Consider the following 19,583-nt stretch of genomic DNA (forward strand, 5'->3'; position numbering starts at 1 on the left):
TCATGTCGACTTCTCGGTTTCTCGATGTCTCGCCTTCTCGTTCCGTGTCGCCCGCATCACCCCGAACCCCCGCCCCGCAGCCCCGAATCCCCGCACTCCCACACCCGCACCCCCGCACCCCCGGAGGAATGTTCATGCCTCGTACACCTTGGTCACGCCCGGATCCCGTCGAGCGACAGGACGACGAGGAGCAGCGGTTGCGGGAGCTGGGATACCAGCCGGTCCTGGCCCGACGCATGGGCGACTTCGGCAACTTCGCCATCAGCTTCTCGGTGATCTCCATCCTCTCCGGCTGCATGACCCTGTACGGGTTCGGCCTGAACACCGGCGGGCCCGCGGTGATGTTGTGGGGCTGGGCCGGGGTCGGCCTGTTCGTGCTGTGCGTCGGCCTGTCGCTGGCCGAGGTCACCAGCGCCTATCCGACGTCCGGGGCGCTGTACTACATGGCCGACCGGCTCGGCGGCCGCAAGTGGGGTTGGTACACCGGCTGGCTCAACCTGCTCGGGCTGCTCGGCGCGATCGCCGGAATCGACTACGGCGCCGCGCTGTTCATCGGCGCGCTGCTGGATCTCCAGTGGGGCTTCGACGCCACACCGGAGAAGACCTTCGTCATCTTCGTGTGCCTCCTGCTGCTGCACGCGGCGCTGAACCTGTTCGGCGTGCGGCTGGTGAGCCTGCTGAACTCGATCAGCGTCTGGTGGCACCTGGCGGGAGTGGGGGTCATCGTCACCGCGCTGACGGTGGTGCCCGGCCACCACCAGTCGCCGGAGTTCGTCCTCACCGAGTTCGTCAACGACACCGGCTGGTCGAATCCGCTCTATGTGGCGGCGATCGGGCTGCTGCTCGCGCAGTACACCTTCTCCGGGTACGACGCCTCCGCGCATCTGTCGGAGGAGACCTCGCGCGCCTCGGTGACCGCCGCCCGCGGGATCGTGCGCGCTATCTGGGTGTCGTGGATCGCCGGCTTCGTGCTGCTGGCCGGGCTGACCTTCGCGATCCAGGACTACGCCCGGACCCAGGGCGCCGAGGTGCCGCCGGCGCAGATCTTCATCGACGCCCTGGGCGTCGGGAGCGCCAAGGCGCTGCTGCTGGTGGTGATCGGGGCGCAGCTGTTCTGCGGCAACGCCGAGGTCGCCGCCGCCAGTCGGATGGTGTTCGCCTTCAGTCGGGACGGGGCGCTGCCCGGCTCGGGGCTGTGGCGCACGGTGAGCACCCGCACCCAGACGCCGGTGGCGGCCGTGTGGCTGTCGGTGGCGGTCGCCTGTCTGCTGGCGGTGCCGTCGCTCTACTCCAAGACGGCCTATGGCGCGGTGACGGCGATCAACGTCATCGGCATCACCCCCGCCTATGCGATCCCGATCTTCCTGCGGCTCCGGGCCGGGGACGCCTTCCAGCCGGGGCCCTGGCACCTGGGACGCTGGAGCCGGCCGATCGGCTGGGTGGCGGTGGTGTGGGTGGCGCTGGTGACCGTGCTGTTCTGTCTGCCGCAGAGCCGCCCGGTGACGGTCGACTCCATGAACTACGCCTCGATCGCGCTGGCCGTGGTGCTGGCGCTGGCGACCGTGTGGTGGTTCGTCGCCCGCCGCTCGTACGGCACCCCGTCCCCGTATGGCACGGCGCGCGAGCAGGCGGAGATCGCGGAGGGCATCGTGTGATCGGGGCCGGGAGCCTCACGGAAGCGCCTGGAGGTCCGCTGAGGTCCTTGGAGCCTTTGGAGCCTTTTGAGCCCTTGGAGTTTTTGGAGGAGGCTCCCCGACGACTGGCATGTGCTCCATGAAGCCGCGCAAGCGATTGCATATGCGAGATCGACACGCCTATCGTGGCGCACATGCAGCAGTACACCATCGGCCAGGCGGCGCGGTTGCTCGGGGTCAGCCCGGACACCGCCCGCCGCTGGGCGGACGCCGGCCGGGTCGCCACCCATCGCGATGAGTCCGGACGTCGGGTCATCGACGGCCGCGACCTGGCCGCGTTCTCCGTCGAGCTGGCTCAGACCGGACACGCCGACGAGGAGACCTCGTACACCTCGGCCCGCAACGCCTTCCCGGGCATCGTCACCGCGATCAAGCTCGGCGACGTCGCCGCCCAGGTGGAGATCCAGGCGGGGCCGCACCGGCTGGTCTCGCTGCTGACGCGGGAGGCGGTCGAGGAGCTCGGGCTGGAGGTCGGAATGCAGGCCACCGCCCGGGTCAAGTCCACCAACGTGCACATCGATCGCGTCTGAGGAGCCCCGCATGCCCCGTCCCCTCTCCCTCCCCCGGCGCCGCGCCGCTGCCGCCGTCCTGACCGCCGCGCTGCTGGTGCCGCTGGTCGGCTGCGGCGGCGATGACGACAAGAAGGGCGACGCCGGCGGGTCGAAGAGCGGCTCGGCCTCCGGCGCCAAGCTCACCGTGCTCGCCGCCGCCTCCCTCACCGACGTCTTCACCGAGGCCGGCAAGGTCTACGAGAGCGAGCACCCGGGCACCAAGGTGACCTTCTCCTTCGCCGGCTCCCAGGAGCTGGCCGCGCAGGTGCGCCAGGGCGTCCCCGCGGACGCCCTGGTCACCGCCGACACCAAGACCATGGACGGGCTGTCCGCCGAGACCGGATCGCCGACCGTGATCGCCAAGAACCGGCTGGTCATCGCCACCGGCGAGGGCAACCCGCACCGGATCCGCGCGCTCAGGGACCTCGCCGACGAGGATCTGAAGGTGGTCCTCGCCGCCCCCGAGGTGCCGGTGGGGCGCTACAGCGAGAAGGTGCTGGACGACCAGGAGATCACCGTCAGGCCGGTCTCGCAGGAGCCCAGCGTCCGCGCCGTGCTGTCCAAGGTGGAGCTCGGCGAGGCCGACGCCGGAATCGTCTACGCCACCGACGCCGACTCCGCGCCCGACAAGGTCGACGCGGTGGAGATCCCCGACGGCCAGAACGCCGTCGCCTCCTACCCGGCGGCCACCCTCAAGGACTCCCGGCACGCGGACGCCGCCGCGCGGTTCGTGACCTGGCTCTCCAGCCCCGCCGCGCAGAAGATCCTGCGCGGCGCCGGGTTCCAGCAGCCGTAGCCGTTCGCCCGCCGGCCCCCCGCAGGAACCGACCATGCCCCGCTCCGGAACCCGTACCCCACTGACCCTGGCGCTCCCGGCGTTGCTGGCCGTCGCGTTCCTGCTGCTGCCCCTGCTCGGCATCCTCAGCCGCACCTCCTGGTCCGATCTGGGCGAGCACCTGGGTAGCCCCGGGGTCACCGAGGCGCTGCGGCTGTCGCTGCTGGTCTCCTTCTGTTCGCTGGGCCTGTCGCTGCTGCTCGGGGTGCCGCTGGCCTGGCTGCTGGCGCGGGCGGACTTCCCCGGCAAGGCGTTGGTGCGCTCGCTGGTGCTGCTGCCGATGGTGCTGCCGCCCACGGTCGGCGGTGTGGCGCTGCTGCTCGGCTTCGGCCGGCGCGGGCTGCTCGGCCCGTGGCTGGAGGAGACCTTCGGCATCACACTGCCCTTCCACACCTCGGGCGCCGTGGTCGCCGCGACCTTCGTCTCCATGCCGTTCCTGGTGATCAGTCTGGAGGGGGCGCTGGCGGGGCTGCGCCCGCGGTACGAGGAGACGGCGGCGTCGCTGGGCGCCTCGCCGGTGCGGGTCTTCCGCACCGTCACGTTGCCGATGGTGGCTCCCGGCCTGGCCGCCGGCGCCGCCCTCACCTGGGCGCGGGCGCTCGGCGAGTTCGGCGCCACCATCACCTTCGCCGGCAACCTCCCGGGCGCCACCCAGACCCTGCCGCTCCAGGTCTATCTGCTGTTGCAGGGCGACCCGGAGGCCGCCACCTCCGTCTCGCTGCTGCTGTTGGCCATCGCCATGGCCGTGCTCATCGCGCTGCGCGGCCGCTGGACCGGCACCCCGCCGACGCGCGGGGGCGCGCCGGGCGGACGACCGAGCGTCGAGGAGCCGGCGCCGACCGACGCGGAGCCCTGGAACCCGGCCGGGGAGCCGTCAGCCGCCGGTGGGAGCCCGGCCCCAGGACCGGCCCCGGCCGGCGGCGTGGCACGGTCCGCGGCGGCCGGACGGGCGGTGCCCGCGACCGGGATGGCGGGGCCCGCGCCCGCGGCCGGCTCCCCCGCCGCGCCCGAGGCGTGGTCGCTGCGCGCCGAGGTGTCCGGCTTCACCCGGCTCGACCTCGACGCCGAGCCCGGCACCACCATCGCCGTCGTCGGCCCCAACGGCGCCGGCAAGACCACCCTGCTGCGGGCGCTGCTCGGGCTGACCCCGCGCGCCCACGCCCGACTCACCCTCGGGGAACGGGACGTGACGGCGCTGCCGCCGCACCGCCGTCACGTCGCCTGGGTGCCGCAGGACGGGGCGCTCTTCCCGCACCTCACCGCCCTGGGCAATACCGCCTACGGCCTGCGCGCCGGCGGCGTGCCGCGCGCCGAGGCCCGGCGCGAGGCACAGCGCTGGCTGGACCGGCTCGGCGTCGGCCAGCTCGCGCACCGCAGGCCCGGGCAGCTCTCCGGCGGCCAGGCGCAGCGGGTGGCGCTGGCCCGGGCGCTGGCCGCCCGGCCCCGGCTGTTGCTGCTGGACGAGCCGCTGGCGGCGCTGGACCAGACGACCCGGGCGCGGGTCCGGCACACCCTGCGCCGCCATCTGGCCGGCTTCGGCGGGGTGTGTCTGATCGTCACCCACGACCCGGTCGAGGCGGTGTCGCTGGCCGACCGGGTGCTGGTGCTCGACCAGGGGCGGGCGGTGCAGGACGCCCCGCCCGTCGAGGTGTCCCGCCATCCCCGCTCCCCCTGGGTGGCCCGGATGCTGGGCCGTAACGCCTGGTCCGGCACCGCCACCCCCGAGGGTCTGGAGCTGCCCGGCGGGGCGCGGATCGTGGCGGCCGAACCGCTGGCCCCCGGCACCGAGGCGTTGGCGATCATCGCCCCGGAGGCGGTCTCGTTGCACCGCGACCGCCCTTCCGGCAGCCCGCGCAACGTCTGGCCGGGCATGGTCCGCGAGCTCACCTCCGTCGGCAGCCGGCTGCGGGTGCTGGTCGGCTCCGAACGGGCCCCGGACCTGATCGCGGAGGTCACCCCGGCCGCGGCGGCGGAGCTGGGGCTGGTGGACGGCGGCGCCGTATGGACGAGCGTGAAGGCCACCGAGGTGACCCTGGTGGCCACCTGACCGGTCACGCCACGGCCCGCGGAGCGCCCCGACGCCCGGACGCCCGGACGCCGGCCGCCGGACGGGCGTCGCCCCGCGCCGCCCGGACGAGGGCTGCCACCCGGGCCGGAGCTGCCGCCCATACGGGAGCTGCCACCCATACGGGAGCTGCCACGCGGTCGTGGGCCGCCGGCCATACGAGAGCCGCCACCCGGCCGTGGGGTGCCGTCCTGCCGCGCGCCTCCGCCCGGTCTGCCGCACCATGTCCTCCGCCGCCCTCCGCCGTCCCGCCGTCCCCGCCCGGCTACAGCTCCGTGTCCTCGGCCAGTTGGCGCACCACGTCGCCCAGGTCGTGGCGGCGTGCGAAGGCCAGGCGCTGGCGGTGGGCACCGGAGCCGTGCCGGCGCAGCGCGGTCATGGCCCGGTCGACGCAGGGCAGGTCGCCGGCGGCCTCCAGGTCCGGGGCGAGCTCCTCGATCAGCGAGGCGGCGAGGGAGGCCGCCGGGCGCAGCGTCCCGGTCATGGGGTCGACTCCGCGGCCCTCGAAGCCGTCGCGGGCGGCTCGCCAGCGGGCCATGCGCAGTTGCTCGTCGGGGATCCGCGGCAGGGGCCGCTCCTCGCGGACCGCGCGCAGCGCCCTGGCCACCAGGGCCCGGCTGAGGGCGGCCTGGAGCAGGGTGCCGTCGAGGCTCGGGGAGATGTCGGCGGCCCGTAGCTCCAGCGTCGGCCAGTGCGAGGAGGGGCGCAGGTCCCAGTAGGCCATCTTCTTGTCGAGCGCCGCCCCGGTCCGGATCATCCGGTGCACGGTCTGCCGGTACTGGGCCGCGGAGGCGAAGACCGGCGGCATCCCGGAGGCGGGCCAGATGGTCCAGGAGATCGCCCGCCAGCTCGCGTGACGGGTGTCGTGGCCGTTCCAGAACGGCGAGTTCGCGCTGACCGCGAGCAGGGTGGGCAGCCAGGGCCGGATGTGGTTGCCGACCTTGATCGCGGTGTCCGGGTCGAGAGTCCCGATGTGCACATGGCATCCGCAGTGGACGATGGTGTGCATCAGGGCGCCGTACTGGTCGGCCTGACGGTGTCGGCGCGGGTCGTCCGTCAGCAGCGGCGGGCCCGGCATCGGCAGCACCGGCCCCGCGCCGGCCACCAGTCGACAGCCGAGCTCGTCGGCGGCCTTGGCGAGCCTGCGGCGTAACGCGAGCAGCTGGTCGCGTAGCTCGGCCAGGGTGTGGGTCACCGGGGTGGCCAACTCCATCTGGTGCCGGGTGCCTTCCAGCTGGAACGCCCCACTGCCGTCGGCCAGCCGGGCCAGCACCCGATCGGCGATTCCGGCGATCTGCCCGGTCCGGGCGTCGACGAGGAGGAACTCCTCCTCCACGCCAGTGGTCAACAGCATCGGCGACGCTCCCCAGGGCGTTCGGCGGATTCGGCATGTCCTGGCGGAACTGGGATCTGAGCGAGTGTTCGACTCCAGAATCCACGCACCACCTGGGGTGGGCAAGACGGCAAACACCTGGCAGCCGATGCCGCTATGGGTAGATTTATCGAGACTTGACACTCTGACGGAAGGCGCGACCATGGCGGGAACGGATCTGGGATCACTCCTCGGCGGCCTGCTCGGCGGTGGGCAGGCCGCCGCACGGGGCAATCTCCTCTCCGCGCTGCTCGACGCCCTGGGCGGCGGCAGCGGCGGGAACGCGCTGCCCGGCCTGCTCCAGCAGCTCCAGGAGGGCGGACTCGGCAAGGCCGTCGAGTCCTGGGTCGGCACCGGCGCGAACGAGCCGGTCAGCGGGCCGGACGTGGCCCAGGCGCTGCCGTACCAGGTGCTGGAGCGGGTGGCTCAGCAGACCGGCACCTCGCCGGAGCACGCCGCCGACGACCTGGCCCAAGCCCTCCCCCAGGCCATCGACAAGCTCACCCCGGGCGGTTCGGTCCCCGAGGGCTCACTGGAGGACCTGCTCCGGGAACGGGGGTGAGCGACGGGCCGCCTTCGGCGGGCGGTCAGCCGACGGCCGGACGGGCCGTGATGGTCACCGTCGCGCCCGGCCGGACCGCGGGGAGCAGCACCGCCACGCCGCCCGGTTCCTCGCGCACCACCGCGCGACCAGCCCCCGTCACGGACACCCGCGCCCCGTCCGGACAGACGGCGGCGGGCAGCTCGAGCCAGGTCCAGGCGCGGCGGGAGGTGCGGTCGGCGGTCAGGGTGAGGGCGTAGCCGCCGTCGGTCGCGTCGTAGGTCTCGGAGCGCGGCGCGCCGGCCACGGCGGTGGCGTACGGGGCGAAGGCGGGCTCCTTGCCGGGGGCGGGGGTGCCGTCGCCGTCGTAGACGCAGTAGCCGGCGCCGCCCGGGGCCGCGCAGGAGTACCACATGGCCCAGCCGGAGGCGAAGCCGCGCAGCGAGGCCACCTGGCGGCGGACCAGCTCGGCGTTGCCGGGGGTGGTGGCCCGCGGCGGGCCCCACTCGCCGACCAGCACCGGAAGCCGGTGGGCCACCGGATAGCGCCCGATGGCCGCCTCGTACGCCTCGATGAAGCCGCCCGTCGGGTCCCAGTCGGCGCCGGACTCCACGGCCGTGTCGTAGTAGTGCGGGGCGTAGCCCAGGCGGTCGGCGCCGGGTCGGGGATCGGTGAAGCCGGGCAGGCTGGTGGGCACGCCCTGGCCGACGAGGACGGTCGGCTCCAGGAACAGCCAGGCGTCGCGGTCGACGGAGCGGATGGCGGCGATCAGCCGCCGGTACATCGCCGGCAGCCGCCCGGTCTCCAGCCGGATCGCGGCGGCCAGCTGGTCCGCGGGGTCGGACGGGTCGCCGGCGATGGGCCCGAACGGCTCGTTGAAGAGGTCGTAGCCGAGCAGCGAGGGGTGCCCGCGCAGGGTGGCGGCGACCTTCGCGTAGACCGCGGCCTGGGCGGCGCGCAGGTCGGCGTCGTCGTAGAGGTGGGTGAAGGCGGCCTGCACGGCGGGTTGGAAGTAGTCGGAGAACCAGTCGTCGGGGTTGGGCTCGAAGGGCAGCCCGTCGGTGCGGGTGGCCCAGGCGGGCATCCCGTTGTGGCCGAAGGCGGGGCCGTAGACGTCCTGGTGCCAGTCGACGAGGACCAGCACGCGGTGTCGGTCGGCCCAGCCCAGGATCCGGTCGAGGTAGCGCAGATAGCCGGTGTCGTAGTGGCCGCGGCGTGGTTCGACCCGCTCCCACTGGATGTTCAGCCGCATCAGGTCGAAGCCGTCGGCCGCCAGCTTGGCCACCCGGTCCTCGGTCACGGTGTCCGTCTTGCCGAGGTTCAGACCGCGTGGCCGCAGCGCCCGGCCGTGCCGGTCGGCGAGGTGGGCGCGCCCGTCGGGGGTGATGACGGTGCCCACCGGGGTCGTGGCCTCCGGCCGCGCCGCCGCCGGCGGCGCCTCCACTCCGGCGGCGCGTGATCCGTCCGCCGCGGGCCCGTTCCCCGCGGGCCCGTACGCCCCGGGTCCGGTCCCCGCCGGTCTCACCGCCCCCGGCGGTGCGGCGGGCGTGGTTCCGGCGGCGCCGAGGAGCAGCGCGGCGGCGAGCGTGAGGGTGGTGGCGGCGCGGTGCAGACGCATGGCGTCCTCCCCTGGACCGAGCTCCCGCTGGAGCGTGTGGTGCGCCGATACTGACCGGCACGGCACACTGGAGCAAGGGTCGTGCCGACGACTGAGCGTTCGCCACAGGCGACTACCTGTGTAAATATGCACACATGGGGCGCTTCCGGCCTTCGTCGACCTCTCCCACCACCCCAGCGCGCGGTCAGTCGCGCGGCGAGCGCCCCCGTTCGATCCTGGGTGTCCGGAGTGTCGCGGGCCAGGCTCTGCTGCTCCAGGTGACCGTCATCCTGCTCATCGTGACGGCCGGCGTGGTCGCCCTCGTCCTCCAGGCGGAGCGCGACAGCACCACCGAGGCGCGCCGTCGTTCCCTGGCGGTCGCGCAGACCTTCGCCAACTCCCCGGGCATGATCGACGCCCTGCGCTCCCCCGATCCGAGCGCGATCCTGCAGCCGATGGCCGAGACCGCCCGGAAGAAGGCCGGGATGGACTTCATCGTGATCATGACGCCCGAGGGGATCCGCTACACCCATCCACAGCCGGAGCGCATCGGCAAGAAGTTCGTGGGCACCATCGGTCCGGCACGCGAGGGCAAGTCCCTCACCGAGACGGTCACGGGGCCGCTGGGCGTCGAGATGCAGGCGGTGGTGCCGATCGAGGACTCCGAGGGCGAGGTGGTGGGTCTGGCCTCGGCGGGCATGAAGACCCGCTCGGTGTCGAGCGTGGTCAACCGGCAGCTGCCCATCCTGCTGGGCGGCGGCGCCGCGGGGCTCGCCCTGGCCATGGGCGGCACCGCGCTGGCCACCCGCCGGCTGAGCCGGCAGACCCACGGCCTGGGGCCGGCCGAGATGGCCCGGATGTACGAACACCACGACGCGGTGCTGCACGCGGTCCGCGAGGGCGTGCTCATCGTCAGCGGCGACCATCGGCTGCTGCTGGCCAACGACGAGGCCCGCCGGCTGCTCGCCCTGCCCGAGGACGCCGAGGGCCGGCAGGTCGACGACCTGGGCCTCAATCCGCACATGACCGAGCTGCTGATGTCCGGGCGGCAGGCCACCGACGAGGTGGTGGCCACCGGCGACCGCCTGCTGGCGGTGAACCAGCGCACCACGGACCGCTTCGGCGGGCCGCCGGGCACGGTCGCCACCCTCCGCGACACCACCGATCTGCACACCCTCTCCGGCAAGGCGGCGGTGGCCCGCGACCGGCTGCGCCTGCTGTACGACGCCAGCGTGGAGATCGGCACCACCCTGGACGTGGCCCGCACCGCCGAGGAACTGGCCCAGGCCACGGTGCCGAAGCTCGCCGACTTCACCACCGTGGACCTGGTCGACGCCGTGCTGCAGGGCGAGGAGCCTCCCCTCGACGACATTCCCGAGCTGCGCCGCACGGCCATCAGCGGCATCCGCGACGACCATCCGCTCTATCCCGCCGGGCGGCTCATCAAGTTCGTCCCCTCCACCCCGCAGGCGCGCGGCCTGGGCAGCGCCCGGGGTGTCATCGCGCCCGATCTGCACAACGCTCCCGGCTGGCAGGCCCAGGACCCCGAGCGGGTGCGGTGGATCCTGGACTACGGCATCCACTCCCTGATGACCGTCCCGCTGCGCGCGCGGGGCGTCGTGCTGGGCGTGTGCAACTTCTGGCGCTCGGTCCGCCCGGAGCCCTTCGAGGAGGACGACCTGTCGCTCGCCGAGGAGCTGGTCGCGCACGCCGCGGTCTGCATCGACAACGCCCGCCGCTACACGCGGGAACACGACATGGCCGTCACCCTCCAGCGCAGCCTGCTGCCCCGCGGCCTCCCCGAGCAGAGCGCCCTGGACGTCGCCTACCGCTATCTGCCGGCCCAGGCCGGGGTGGGCGGCGACTGGTTCGACGTCATCCCGCTGCCCGGGGCCCGGGTCGCCCTGGTGGTGGGCGACGTCGTCGGCCACGGCCTGCACGCCGCCGCCACCATGGGCCGGCTGCGCACCGCCGTGCATAACTTCTCGACCCTGGACATGGCCCCCGACGAGCTGCTCAGCCACCTCAGCGAGCTGGTGGCCCATATCGACCAGGACGAGACGGCCACCGGCAGCGCCGCGATCACCGGCGCGACCTGCCTGTACGCCATCTACGACCCCGTCGAACGCTGCTGCGTGCTGGCCCGCGCCGGCCATGTGCCGCCCGCCGTCCTGCTGCCGGACGGCACGGTGGAGCTGCCGGAGCTGCCGGCGGGCACGCCGCTCGGCCTGGCCGGCCTGCCGTTCGAGGCCGCCGAGCTGCACCTGGCCGAGGGCAGCAAGCTGGTGCTGTACACGGACGGCCTGATCGAGCACCGCGAGCGCTCCATCGACACCGGACTCGACCTGCTCCGCGACACCCTCGCTGGCAGCGACGCCACCCCCGAGGAGACCTGCCGTTCGGTGCTGGACGTGCTGCTGCCGCCCCAGCCCGAGGACGACATCGTGCTTCTCGTGGCCGGCACCCGGGCCGTGGAGGACGACCGGATCGCCGAGTGGGACGTGCCGGCGGACCCCGCCGCCGTCGCCGTCGTGCGGTCCGAGGTCACCCGTCGGCTGGAGGAGTGGGGCATGGGCGAGGAGGCGTTCACCACGGAGCTCATCCTCAGCGAGCTGATCACCAACGCCATCCGCTACGGCGCCAGCCCGATCCGCGTCCGGCTGCTGCTGGACCGCTGCCTGATCTGCGAGGTCTCCGACGCCAGCAGCACCTCCCCGCACCTGCGGCACGCCGCGACCATGGACGAGGGCGGCCGCGGCCTGTTCCTGGTGGCCCAGTTCGCCGAGCGCTGGGGCACCCGCTACACCCCCACCGGCAAGGTCATCTGGACGGAGCAGCCGCTGCCGCCGGAGGTGCGCCCGCCGAACGGGGAGGTCCCTGGAAACGTCTGACGCCGTCCCCGTCGGTTATCGGAAGCGGCCGGCCCGCTCGCCCAGCTGCCGGACCGCGGTCTCCCACGCGCGCGTGACCGCCTGTCGGACGTACGCGTTGGCCGCCGCCATGTCGTCCGACACCGGGGTGCGGGCGCCGACGTGCACGTGCACGCGGGGGCGGCGCACCGGCGCCGTCACCAGCCCCGCGAGCTGCTTGGAGGGAGAACCGGAGACCACCCGGCGGGCGCCGGCCTGCCCGAGGGGGATCACCTGCGCCCCGGTCGCGCACACGAGCCGGGAGACACCGCTGCGGAAGGGGCCCGGGGCCGCCTCCCCGGAATCCCGGCGCGGCGGCAGGCGGCCCTCTCCGTAGATCAGGACGAGCCGACCGTCGCCGAGCGCCGCCGCTGCGCTGTCCAGGGCCTCGCCCGCCCGCACGGTGCCGCGGTGCACCGGTATGTGGCCTTCACGGCGCAGCACTCGGCCCAGGACCGGAACGCGCCACAGCCCGGCGGTGGCCAGCACCACCGGACGCACACCAAGGCGGTGCAGCGCGGCCAGCACGATCGCCGGATCGGCCAGCGACGTGTGGTTCGCGACGATGATGCTGCCCGGGGCGAAGTCCGTGCCGGCGTCGGTGGTGACGGTCAGCCGGCCGAAGGCCGGCACGAGCCGGGTGGCGATGCTGCTGAGCATGGACGTTCCTCGGGCTGGTGTGACGGTGCGCACTGACAGTCTCGCCCATCGACGCCTCGCGGCCCACGGCCGACCCCGGTGGACGCTCCGCCCCGGTGGCCCCCGTCAGGAGGTGGGCTGGAGGAGGAGCAGGGCGATGTCGTCCGCGTGCTGTCCGGTGGGGCGGGCGCGCCGGACGAGGCTGTCGATGAGGTGGTGGAGCGGCAGGTCGCTGGATCGGGCCAGATGCCGCGCGAGATCCGCGGTTGTGTGGTCCACGTCCGCGCCGGGGGTTTCGACGAGACCGTCGGTGTAGAGGGCGAGGATGGACCCGGCCGGCAGCGGCTGGGTGCTGAGCGCGTAGGGGAGTTCGACGCCGATGCCCAGCGGAGGTCCGGGGTCGACGGCCACGACCCGGGGATCCCGGCCGGGGCGGTGCAGGAGCGGCGGTGGATGGCCGGCGCTGGCGAGGGTGACCTGCCGGCCGGCGAGGTCCACCTGGGCGTAGAGGCAGGTGATGAAGCGCCCGGGGTCGAGGTCGGCGAGGTCGCGGTTGGTCCTGGCGAGGACCGTGTCGGGGCCCGCGCCGGCGGTGGCGTGCGAGTGGATGGCGGTGCGCACCTGCCCCATGAGGGCGGCCGCCGTCACGTCATGGCCCTCGACATCGCCGATGACGGCCGCGGCGGTGGTGTCGGTGAGCCGGATGAGGTCGTAGAAGTCGCCGCCGATGTCCATGCCGTAGCTGGTGGGCAGATAGCGGGCGGCGACGTTCACCCCGGCCACGGTGGGCAGGGCGTGCGGCAGGAGGCGCTGCTGGAGGGCGTGGGCGAGGTTGTGCTTGGCGTCGTAGAGCCGGGCCCGGTCCAGGGCCTGGGCGATGAGGCTCGCCAGCGGGGTGAGGATGGCGCGCTCGTCGGTGGTGAAGGTGTGCGGGTGGTCGTAGGCCAGGACACAGCACCCGACGGGGCGTCCGGAGGTGATCAGCGGCAGGAACGCCCAGGCGTGCTTGTCGCTGAGCTGCGGGGTGTCGGGGTAGTCGCGGGCCAGCTCGGCGCGGCTGGCGAAGAAGGAGGGGCTGCCGGTGGCCAGGGCCCGGCCGACGGGGGTGAGTTCGGCGTCCATCTGGAGCCCTTCGAGGCGCTCGACGACGTCCGGGGCGTAGCCGTGGTGGCCGATGGCCTTCAGCCGGCCGGCCTCGGTGGTGGACACGATCAGGCCGTCGGCGCCGAAGGTGGGCAGGATCAGCTCGGCGATCAGGTCGACCACGTCCTGCACGCTCACCGTCTCGGTCAGCGCGGCCGCGAGGTGCACCAACTGGTGGATCCTGCCCGCGGCGGCCGTGGTGACCGCCGCCGCCGTTCCGGGCGGTGGTCGCACCTCGGAGCGGGGGCGCTCCACGGCGGTGTCCTCGGAGTCGACGAGGATGCTGATGCCACTGGCGTCCGGATAGAGGCGGAGCGTGAGCCATCGGTCCGGCGGCCGCGCCACGGCGAGGGTCGCCGGCTCGCCGCTGAGCCAGGCCGCGCGGTACGTCTCCGCGCAGACGGGGTCGCCGAGCCAGGGCACCGACTCCCACAGCACACTGTCGAACAGGTCCTCGGGCGTACGGTCCAGCAGGTCGAGGGCGGCGTGGTTGGCGAAGGTGACGCGTCCTTCGAGGTCCAGGGCCAGGGCGCCGGTCGGCAGTCGTTCGACCAGGTCGGCCGCCGCGAGCGCGGACCGCACCGGACGCTCGGTGGCGAGTCGCACGGGGACCACGCGCGGCCGGTCCGGAATGACCGGGGGGTGGGGCGCCTCGTCCAGTACGCGGGCGACGCGCCGGGCGCTGAACAGCACCTGGCCGCGCTCCCGCCGGGAGATCCGCGGGGACCGACCGGCCGGCCACACCAGCGACAAGGCGCCCCAGCAGCGGTCGGCGCCGCGCAGCGGGGCGCAGGCGATCGCCATCCGGTGGGGCGCGGCCGCCGCGCCGCGCGGGTACAGGCGCGCCATGTCCTCCTGGCCGCCCACCCACACCAGGCGATCCTCGCGCACCGCCTCCGGCGCCGGGCTCTGGCGGGTGATCGACAGCCGCCACCACGGCTCGGTGATCTCGCCCGGAGCGCCGCAGGTCACGACCAGGACGAGAAACCGCCCGTCCTCGTCCAGCAGATAGACGCCTCCCCCCGACGCGCCGGCGCGGTGCACGGCCCGCACCAGGGCCTCGTCCAGCAGACCGGCCGCGTTCGGCCGGTCACCGCGACCGGGCACCGCGCCCCTCCACGCCGTGGTTCTCCGGCACCCCGTCCCCGGCCCCGTCGCCCCCGACGCGAGCCCCGTTCGGGTGCGGGCGCGCCGAAGCGGCCGGCCGCACGTGCCCACGCCGCAGCGCCACCACGCGGCCCGCGCAGCGACAGGTGTCCATAGGGAGACCATAAGTCCGAACGGGAGGGGCGGCATGTCGGTGGGAAAACCCGATGCCCCGGCCCGCGCCTGATCTCTAGACTCACCGTGCGCGCCACCGCCAGAAGGCGGCGCGCGGCCATGAGTTGACGCGGAACGAGTGAGGGGAGCCGACCGTGCGACACCGCACCGACGTCGTCGTTCCCTCCTCGCGGTATGACGTGATCCTGGTGTCCCGGTCCGCCCGGTGCCGGCTGCGCGGCCGGCTCCGGACGCCCGCGACGAACACCCGATCCTTCGTCTGATCCCCGCCCTCCCGGCTCACCTCGGCGTCGCCGCGCGAGTCGGGTCCGGGTCGGGGGTGTTCCGTCCGGGAATCGCGCCGCCCTTCTCCTCATGACCCACGAAAGGCCCCGGGCCGTGCGTACCGACCTGCACCACCGTTCCCCCGATCCGCTGACGACCGTCCGCAACCTCGGCATCCTCGCCCATGTGGACGCCGGTAAGACCACCGTCACCGAGCGGTTCCTCTACCTGACCGGCGCGACCCACAAGCGGGGTGAGGTCCATGACGGGACGACCGTCACCGACTTCGATCCGCAGGAGCGCGACCGGGGCATCACCATCTTCGCCGCGGCGGTGAGCTGCGTCTGGGCCGGCCATCGGATCAACCTCATCGACACCCCGGGCCATGTCGACTTCTCCGACGAGGTGACGCGCTCGCTGCGGGTGCTCGACGGCGCGATCGCCGTGTTCGACGCCGTCGCCGGGGTCGAACCGCAGAGCGAGGCGGTGTGGCACGAGGCCGTCCGGTGCGGGGTGCCGCGGATCGCCTTCGTCAACAAGCTGGACCGGGCGGGCGCCGACCTCGACACGGCCGTCGCCTCGATCAGGGACCGGCTGCGCACGGTGCCGCTGGTGACGCAGTTGCCGATCGGGCGCGAGCAGCACTTCACGGGCGTGGTGGACCTGCCGCGCATGCGCTCCCTGGTCTGGGGCGACGACCGGGGCACCTTCGTGGAGGGCCCGGTCCCCGAGGAGCTCCGGGAGGAGGCGCTGCGCCGGCGCCGGCTGCTGGAGGAGACGGTGGCGGAACTCCACCCGGCCGCGCTGGAGGAGTTCTGCGCCTCCTCGGAGGTCTCCGCCGACACCCTCGCGACCGCGCTGCGCGACCTCACCCACAGCGGTGAGGGGCTGGTGGTGCTGTGCGGCTCGGCCTACCGTGACCGCGGTGTCGAGCCGTTGCTGGACGCTGTCGTGGCGTATCTGCCGTCGCCCCGGGACGTACCGGCGGTACGCGGCACCCTGGACGGGGCGGCCCAGGAGCGGGCCGCCGACCCGGCGGCGCCGTTCTCCGCGCTGGTCTTCAAGGTGAACTCGACCGCCACCGGCCGGCTGACCTGCCTGCGGGTGTACTCGGGGACCCTCCGGAAGGGGGACACCCTGCTGGACATGGGCGTGCGGCGCACCGAGCGGGTCGGCCGGATCCTGCGGCTGCAGGCCGACCGGCACGAGGAGATCGACCTGGCCACGGTCGGGGACATCGTGGCCGTGGTCGGGCTGAAGGCCGCCCGCGCCGGGACCACCCTGTGCGCGCCGTCGGCGCCGCTGGTGCTCGAACCGCCGCGCGCCACCGACCCGGTGGTCTCGGTGGCGGTCGAGGCCCGCAGCAGCCTGGAGACCGATCGGCTGGCCGCCGCGCTGGGGCGGCTCGTCGAGGAGGATCCGTCGCTGGTGTCGCGGAGCGACCCCGAGACCGGCCAGACGGTGCTGTCGGGCATGGGCGAGCTGCACCTGGAGGTGGCGGTGGAGAAGATCCGCCGCGACCACGGGCTGGAGGTCGGCGTGGGCAGGCCGCAGGTGGCCTACCGGGAAACGGTGGCGCGCGGGGTGTCCGGGCTGGTCTACCGGCATGTCAAGCAGGACGGCGGGGCGGGCCAGTTCGCCCATGTGGTCCTGGACGTGGAACCGCTGGAGCTCGCCCCGGGCTCCGCCGGCGCGTTCGTCTTCCGGTCCACGGTCGTCGGCGGCCGGGTGCCCCGGGAGTACGTCCGCGCGGTGGAGGCGGGCTGCCGGGACGCCCTCGCCGAGGGGCCGCTCGGCGGTCACCCGGTGACCGGGCTGCGGGTCACCCTGACCGACGGGGCCACCCACGTCAAGGACTCCTCGGAGCCGGCCTTCCGGACGGCGGGCCGGCTGGGGCTCCGGGAGGCGCTGCGCGCCGGGGCGATGGCGCTCCTGGAACCCGTGGCGGAGGTCACGGTCACGGTGCCCGACGAGGCCGTGGGCGGGGTGCTCGGTGACCTGGCGGCACGGCGCGGCGGGATCTCGGGCTCCACGGCGCGGGGCGGTGCCACCGTCGTCGACGCCACCGTGCCGCTGGCCGAGCTGTTCGGCTACGCGACCCGGCTCCGCAGCCGCACCCAGGGCCGGGCCACCTTCACCAGCCGTCCCGCCGGCTACGCCCGCGTCCCGGCGGCGGTCTCGCGGGGGTTGCTGACGCGGTAGGCGCGGCGCCGGTCCCGTCCCGACGGACGGGACCGGCGCACAACGGTAGGGATGTGACGGTATATCAGCTGGAACTCCTCGCCGGCTGGGGCCGCCGGCTATCCGGTGGAACGCTGTCTGCACACGCCGGTACGGCGAGAGCGAGATGGCGTTCCACCGTCGCTGAGCCGCGACACCCCCCGCTGTCGTTCCGTCGGTTGACCCTTCACTGCGAGGGGTTGATCGACCTGGCGCCGGGCGCCCGCGCGACGTCGGGGTTCCGGTGGCATGTCTCAGGCGTCGTCCAGCACCGTCCGGATCACATGCCGGGCGTTCCGCGCCATCGCGGGGTTCGTCTTCCGGTAGTACGGCAGCGCGACCAGCGCCTGTGAGAGCGTCCGCCCGCGGCCGCGGATCCAGGTCGCCTCGTCCACGGCCAGCGCCTCGCGGAAGACGTCCCGCGCGTCGGCCGGCAGCAGGTTCCACGCCGGGAACAGATCGCAGGCCGGATCTCCGCTGCCCGCGCAGCCGAAGTCGATCACGGAGGCCAGTCGGCCACCGCCGTCGACCAGCACATTGCCCGGCATCAGATCGGCGTGCAGCCACACCGGCGGTCCGTCCCAGACCGGGGCCCGCAGCGTCTCCTCCCACACGGCGGTCGCGGCGTCGCAGTCGACGTCCTCCTCCGGGATCTCCCGCAGCCGCTCGATCGCCGCGCGGGTCTCCGCGTCGAGCGAGGCGACCGGCCCGCCTCGGTGCGCCCTCGGCGCGGCCGGCAGGGTGACGCCCCGCATCGCGACCACGAACGCGGCCAGATCCTCGGCCAGCGGCACGGGAGCGCTCAGCGCCCCCGCTTCGGGAAGCTCGCCCGTCAGCCACCGGTAGACCGACCACGGCCACGGATACCCCTGGCCCGGCACCCCGGCCCCGAGCACCTCCGGTATGCGCGTGGGCAGCAGGGGCGCGAGACGGGGCAGCCACTCCCGCTCCAGCGACACGTCCGCGGCCCCGCCCCGCACCAGCGGCAGCCGAACGACCATGTCATCGCCCAGCCGGTACATCGCGTTGACCGTGCCGCCGGACGGCCATCGCTCCACCGTCAGCCCCGCCCAGCGGGGGAACTGTTCGGCGATCAACCGTCGTACCAGGTCGTCGTCGATGGGATGCGTCCCGGGGTGCATCTGACCCGTGCTCATGGACGTCATCCGACCACCGTCCGCCGACGGGCGTCAAACGCCTTTGTGCGGCACCCGGTTCAGGAGCGGCGTCGGTCTTCCCGAACCGGTGGGGTCGACCGCCCCCACCGCACGCGGCCCCCCGTCCGCGACGGGGGGCCGCATCGAGGCTACGACCGGCGCGGCACCGGTATCACGTAGCGGCTGAAGACCAGCTCGCGCAGGACGTCGTCGCCGCCTTCGACGATCGAGACATAGCGGATGTCCCGGAGCAGCTTTCCGACGGGCGACTCGCTGGTGTACCCGAGTCCGCCGAACATCTCGGAGCCGACGCTCGCCACGTCCCAGCCCGCCTGGCCACAGAACATCTTGGCCGTCAGGGCGGACTTGAGCGTGCCCTGCCGGGCGAAGACGGTGGCCGCGTCGGGCCCCGTCATGATGGTGTCGTAGTCATGAGCCGCCCTGAGGCAGTGGCTCTTCATGACGTCGATCTGCATCTCCATCTGCCCCAGCCGCTGCGCGAAGACCGGGCTGTCCAGCAGGGTGCCGTCCCGGAACGGCTTGTGCTTGGCGTAGTCCATGCAGTGGTCGCGGACCCGCCGGGCGACTCCGATGGCGGTGGCCGCGATCAGGATCCGGCTGGCGTTGAGGCCGATCTCCAGCAGTCGGAGCCCGGAACCCTCCAGCTGGTTGGCGGCGGGCACCCGGCAGTGGTCCAGTCGCACCTGGTAGGTGTGCGAGGCGCGCACCCCGATGACGTCCCACCGCTTGACGATCTCGACCCCGGGCGTGTCCCGCGGCACCAGAACGGCGAGGTACTCCTCGGGATCGTCCGCCGACCGGGCGACGACCACGAGGAAGTCCGCGAAGTCGGTGTTGGTGGAGAAGGACTTCTCGCCGGTGATGACGAGTTCGTCCCCGTCCCGGGTGACCATCGTCTCGATCTTGCTGAGCTCGCTGCCCGCGTTGCGCTCGCTGCCCAGCGTCGCGCAGAACGATCCGCGCTCCGCCATGGGCTTCAGGTAGCGGGCCTTCAGCTCCTCGGATCCGTACAGCTGCACCATGCTGGTGCCCAGGACCGAGATGAACAGGGTGAACGCCACGCCGGCGTCGCCGTAGGCGATCTCGTTGACGATCTCGACACTGTCCTCGAGGCTGAGTCCTCGGCCGCCCAGCTCCTCGGGCAGCCACCAGTTCGCGAGCCCGGTGCCGCGGAACGTGTCGTACACCTCCAGGGGCTTCTCCGTCAGCGTGTCCGTCTGCGCCTGGCCACCGCCCAGTTCGTCCTTGACGAACCGGCGAACGGTCTTGAGATCTTCTGACTTCATCGTCCTGC

At 73.7% G+C, this 19,583-nt stretch carries 13 protein-coding genes; 7 read left to right on the top strand and 6 right to left on the bottom strand.

What is annotated here, in order from left to right; genetic code table 11:
• Positions 1-134: 134 nt before the first annotated feature.
• The 4 genes from CD790_RS15620 (at position 135) to CD790_RS15635 (ending at position 5,127) form a co-directional block, all read left to right on the top strand.
• A complete protein-coding gene (locus CD790_RS15620; protein ID WP_144383838.1) occupies positions 135-1,655 on the top strand; it encodes an amino acid permease in 1,521 nt (506 codons plus the stop codon).
• A gap of 173 nt (positions 1,656-1,828) precedes the next feature.
• Positions 1,829-2,224 carry a molybdopterin-binding protein gene (locus CD790_RS15625; RefSeq protein WP_144383839.1) on the top strand — a complete coding sequence of 132 codons (396 nt, stop codon included), beginning with the start codon at positions 1,829-1,831 and terminating at the stop codon, positions 2,222-2,224.
• Between the two features lie 10 nt (positions 2,225-2,234).
• Positions 2,235-3,041 carry a molybdate ABC transporter substrate-binding protein gene (gene modA / locus CD790_RS15630; RefSeq protein WP_144383840.1) on the top strand — a complete coding sequence of 269 codons (807 nt, stop codon included), beginning with the start codon at positions 2,235-2,237 and terminating at the stop codon, positions 3,039-3,041.
• A 34-nt stretch (positions 3,042-3,075) separates the two neighbouring features.
• Entirely contained in the window at positions 3,076-5,127 is a 2,052-nt protein-coding gene (locus CD790_RS15635; RefSeq protein WP_144383841.1) for an ABC transporter permease, read from the top strand.
• A gap of 283 nt (positions 5,128-5,410) precedes the next feature.
• Here the strand turns inward: CD790_RS15635 and CD790_RS15640 are convergent, their stop codons facing one another.
• The gene (locus tag CD790_RS15640) at positions 5,411-6,499 is read right to left on the bottom strand and encodes a glutamate--cysteine ligase (RefSeq protein WP_186319037.1); all 1,089 of its coding nucleotides are present in this window, start codon (positions 6,497-6,499) and stop codon (positions 5,411-5,413) included.
• A 181-nt stretch (positions 6,500-6,680) separates the two neighbouring features.
• On the opposite strand from CD790_RS15640, the gene CD790_RS15645 reads away from it, so the two are divergent.
• Positions 6,681-7,079, top strand: coding sequence for a YidB family protein (locus CD790_RS15645; protein ID WP_144383843.1), 399 nt, complete (start codon positions 6,681-6,683; stop codon positions 7,077-7,079).
• 25 nt (positions 7,080-7,104) lie between these two features.
• On the opposite strand, the gene CD790_RS15650 is transcribed toward CD790_RS15645, so the two are convergent.
• A complete protein-coding gene (locus CD790_RS15650; RefSeq protein WP_144383844.1) occupies positions 7,105-8,676 on the bottom strand; it encodes a cellulase family glycosylhydrolase in 1,572 nt (523 codons plus the stop codon).
• A gap of 134 nt (positions 8,677-8,810) precedes the next feature.
• On the opposite strand from CD790_RS15650, the gene CD790_RS15655 reads away from it, so the two are divergent.
• Positions 8,811-11,546: a SpoIIE family protein phosphatase/ATP-binding protein gene (locus CD790_RS15655; RefSeq protein ID WP_144383845.1), complete on the top strand. Its 2,736-nt coding sequence runs from the start codon at positions 8,811-8,813 to the stop codon at positions 11,544-11,546.
• A 15-nt stretch (positions 11,547-11,561) separates the two neighbouring features.
• Here the strand turns inward: CD790_RS15655 and CD790_RS15660 are convergent, their stop codons facing one another.
• Both CD790_RS15660 and CD790_RS15665 read right to left on the bottom strand, forming a co-directional pair.
• Complete coding sequence (locus CD790_RS15660) at positions 11,562-12,224, bottom strand: lysophospholipid acyltransferase family protein (protein ID WP_144383846.1); 663 nt, start codon at positions 12,222-12,224, stop codon at positions 11,562-11,564.
• 105 nt (positions 12,225-12,329) lie between these two features.
• Positions 12,330-14,453, bottom strand: a complete 2,124-nt coding sequence (locus CD790_RS15665; protein WP_260867605.1) for a SpoIIE family protein phosphatase — start codon at positions 14,451-14,453, stop codon at positions 12,330-12,332.
• A gap of 552 nt (positions 14,454-15,005) precedes the next feature.
• Here CD790_RS15665 and fusA point away from each other — a divergent pair.
• On the top strand, positions 15,006-17,093 hold the full coding sequence (gene fusA, locus CD790_RS15670; RefSeq protein WP_260867606.1) for an elongation factor G: 2,088 nt from the start codon (positions 15,006-15,008) through the stop codon (positions 17,091-17,093).
• Between the two features lie 272 nt (positions 17,094-17,365).
• On the opposite strand, the gene CD790_RS15675 is transcribed toward fusA, so the two are convergent.
• Positions 17,366-18,268: an aminoglycoside phosphotransferase family protein gene (locus tag CD790_RS15675; protein WP_144383849.1), complete on the bottom strand. Its 903-nt coding sequence runs from the start codon at positions 18,266-18,268 to the stop codon at positions 17,366-17,368.
• A gap of 149 nt (positions 18,269-18,417) precedes the next feature.
• Complete coding sequence (locus tag CD790_RS15680; RefSeq protein ID WP_144383850.1) at positions 18,418-19,575, bottom strand: acyl-CoA dehydrogenase family protein; 1,158 nt, start codon at positions 19,573-19,575, stop codon at positions 18,418-18,420.
• Between the last annotated feature and the right edge of the window lie 8 nt (positions 19,576-19,583).

The organism is Streptomyces sp. SAJ15, assembly GCF_007595705.1.
Taxonomy (GTDB): domain Bacteria; phylum Actinomycetota; class Actinomycetes; order Streptomycetales; family Streptomycetaceae; genus Streptomyces.

Excerpts from the sequence above, each read along its gene's own strand:
- CD790_RS15645 (WP_144383843.1), top strand. The coding sequence starts at position 6,681 with ATGGCGGGAACGGATCTGGGATCACTCCTCGGCGGCCTGCTCGGCGGT.
- CD790_RS15680 (WP_144383850.1), bottom strand. The coding sequence starts at position 19,575 with ATGAAGTCAGAAGATCTCAAGACCGTTCGCCGGTTCGTCAAGGACGAA.
- CD790_RS15635 (WP_144383841.1), top strand. The coding sequence starts at position 3,076 with ATGCCCCGCTCCGGAACCCGTACCCCACTGACCCTGGCGCTCCCGGCG.
- CD790_RS15655 (WP_144383845.1), top strand. The coding sequence starts at position 8,811 with ATGGGGCGCTTCCGGCCTTCGTCGACCTCTCCCACCACCCCAGCGCGC.
- CD790_RS15640 (WP_186319037.1), bottom strand. The coding sequence starts at position 6,499 with ATGCTGTTGACCACTGGCGTGGAGGAGGAGTTCCTCCTCGTCGACGCC.
- CD790_RS15650 (WP_144383844.1), bottom strand. The coding sequence starts at position 8,676 with ATGCGTCTGCACCGCGCCGCCACCACCCTCACGCTCGCCGCCGCGCTG.
- CD790_RS15675 (WP_144383849.1), bottom strand. The coding sequence starts at position 18,268 with ATGAGCACGGGTCAGATGCACCCCGGGACGCATCCCATCGACGACGAC.
- CD790_RS15620 (WP_144383838.1), top strand. The coding sequence starts at position 135 with ATGCCTCGTACACCTTGGTCACGCCCGGATCCCGTCGAGCGACAGGAC.
- CD790_RS15625 (WP_144383839.1), top strand. The coding sequence starts at position 1,829 with ATGCAGCAGTACACCATCGGCCAGGCGGCGCGGTTGCTCGGGGTCAGC.
- CD790_RS15660 (WP_144383846.1), bottom strand. The coding sequence starts at position 12,224 with ATGCTCAGCAGCATCGCCACCCGGCTCGTGCCGGCCTTCGGCCGGCTG.
- modA (WP_144383840.1), top strand. The coding sequence starts at position 2,235 with ATGCCCCGTCCCCTCTCCCTCCCCCGGCGCCGCGCCGCTGCCGCCGTC.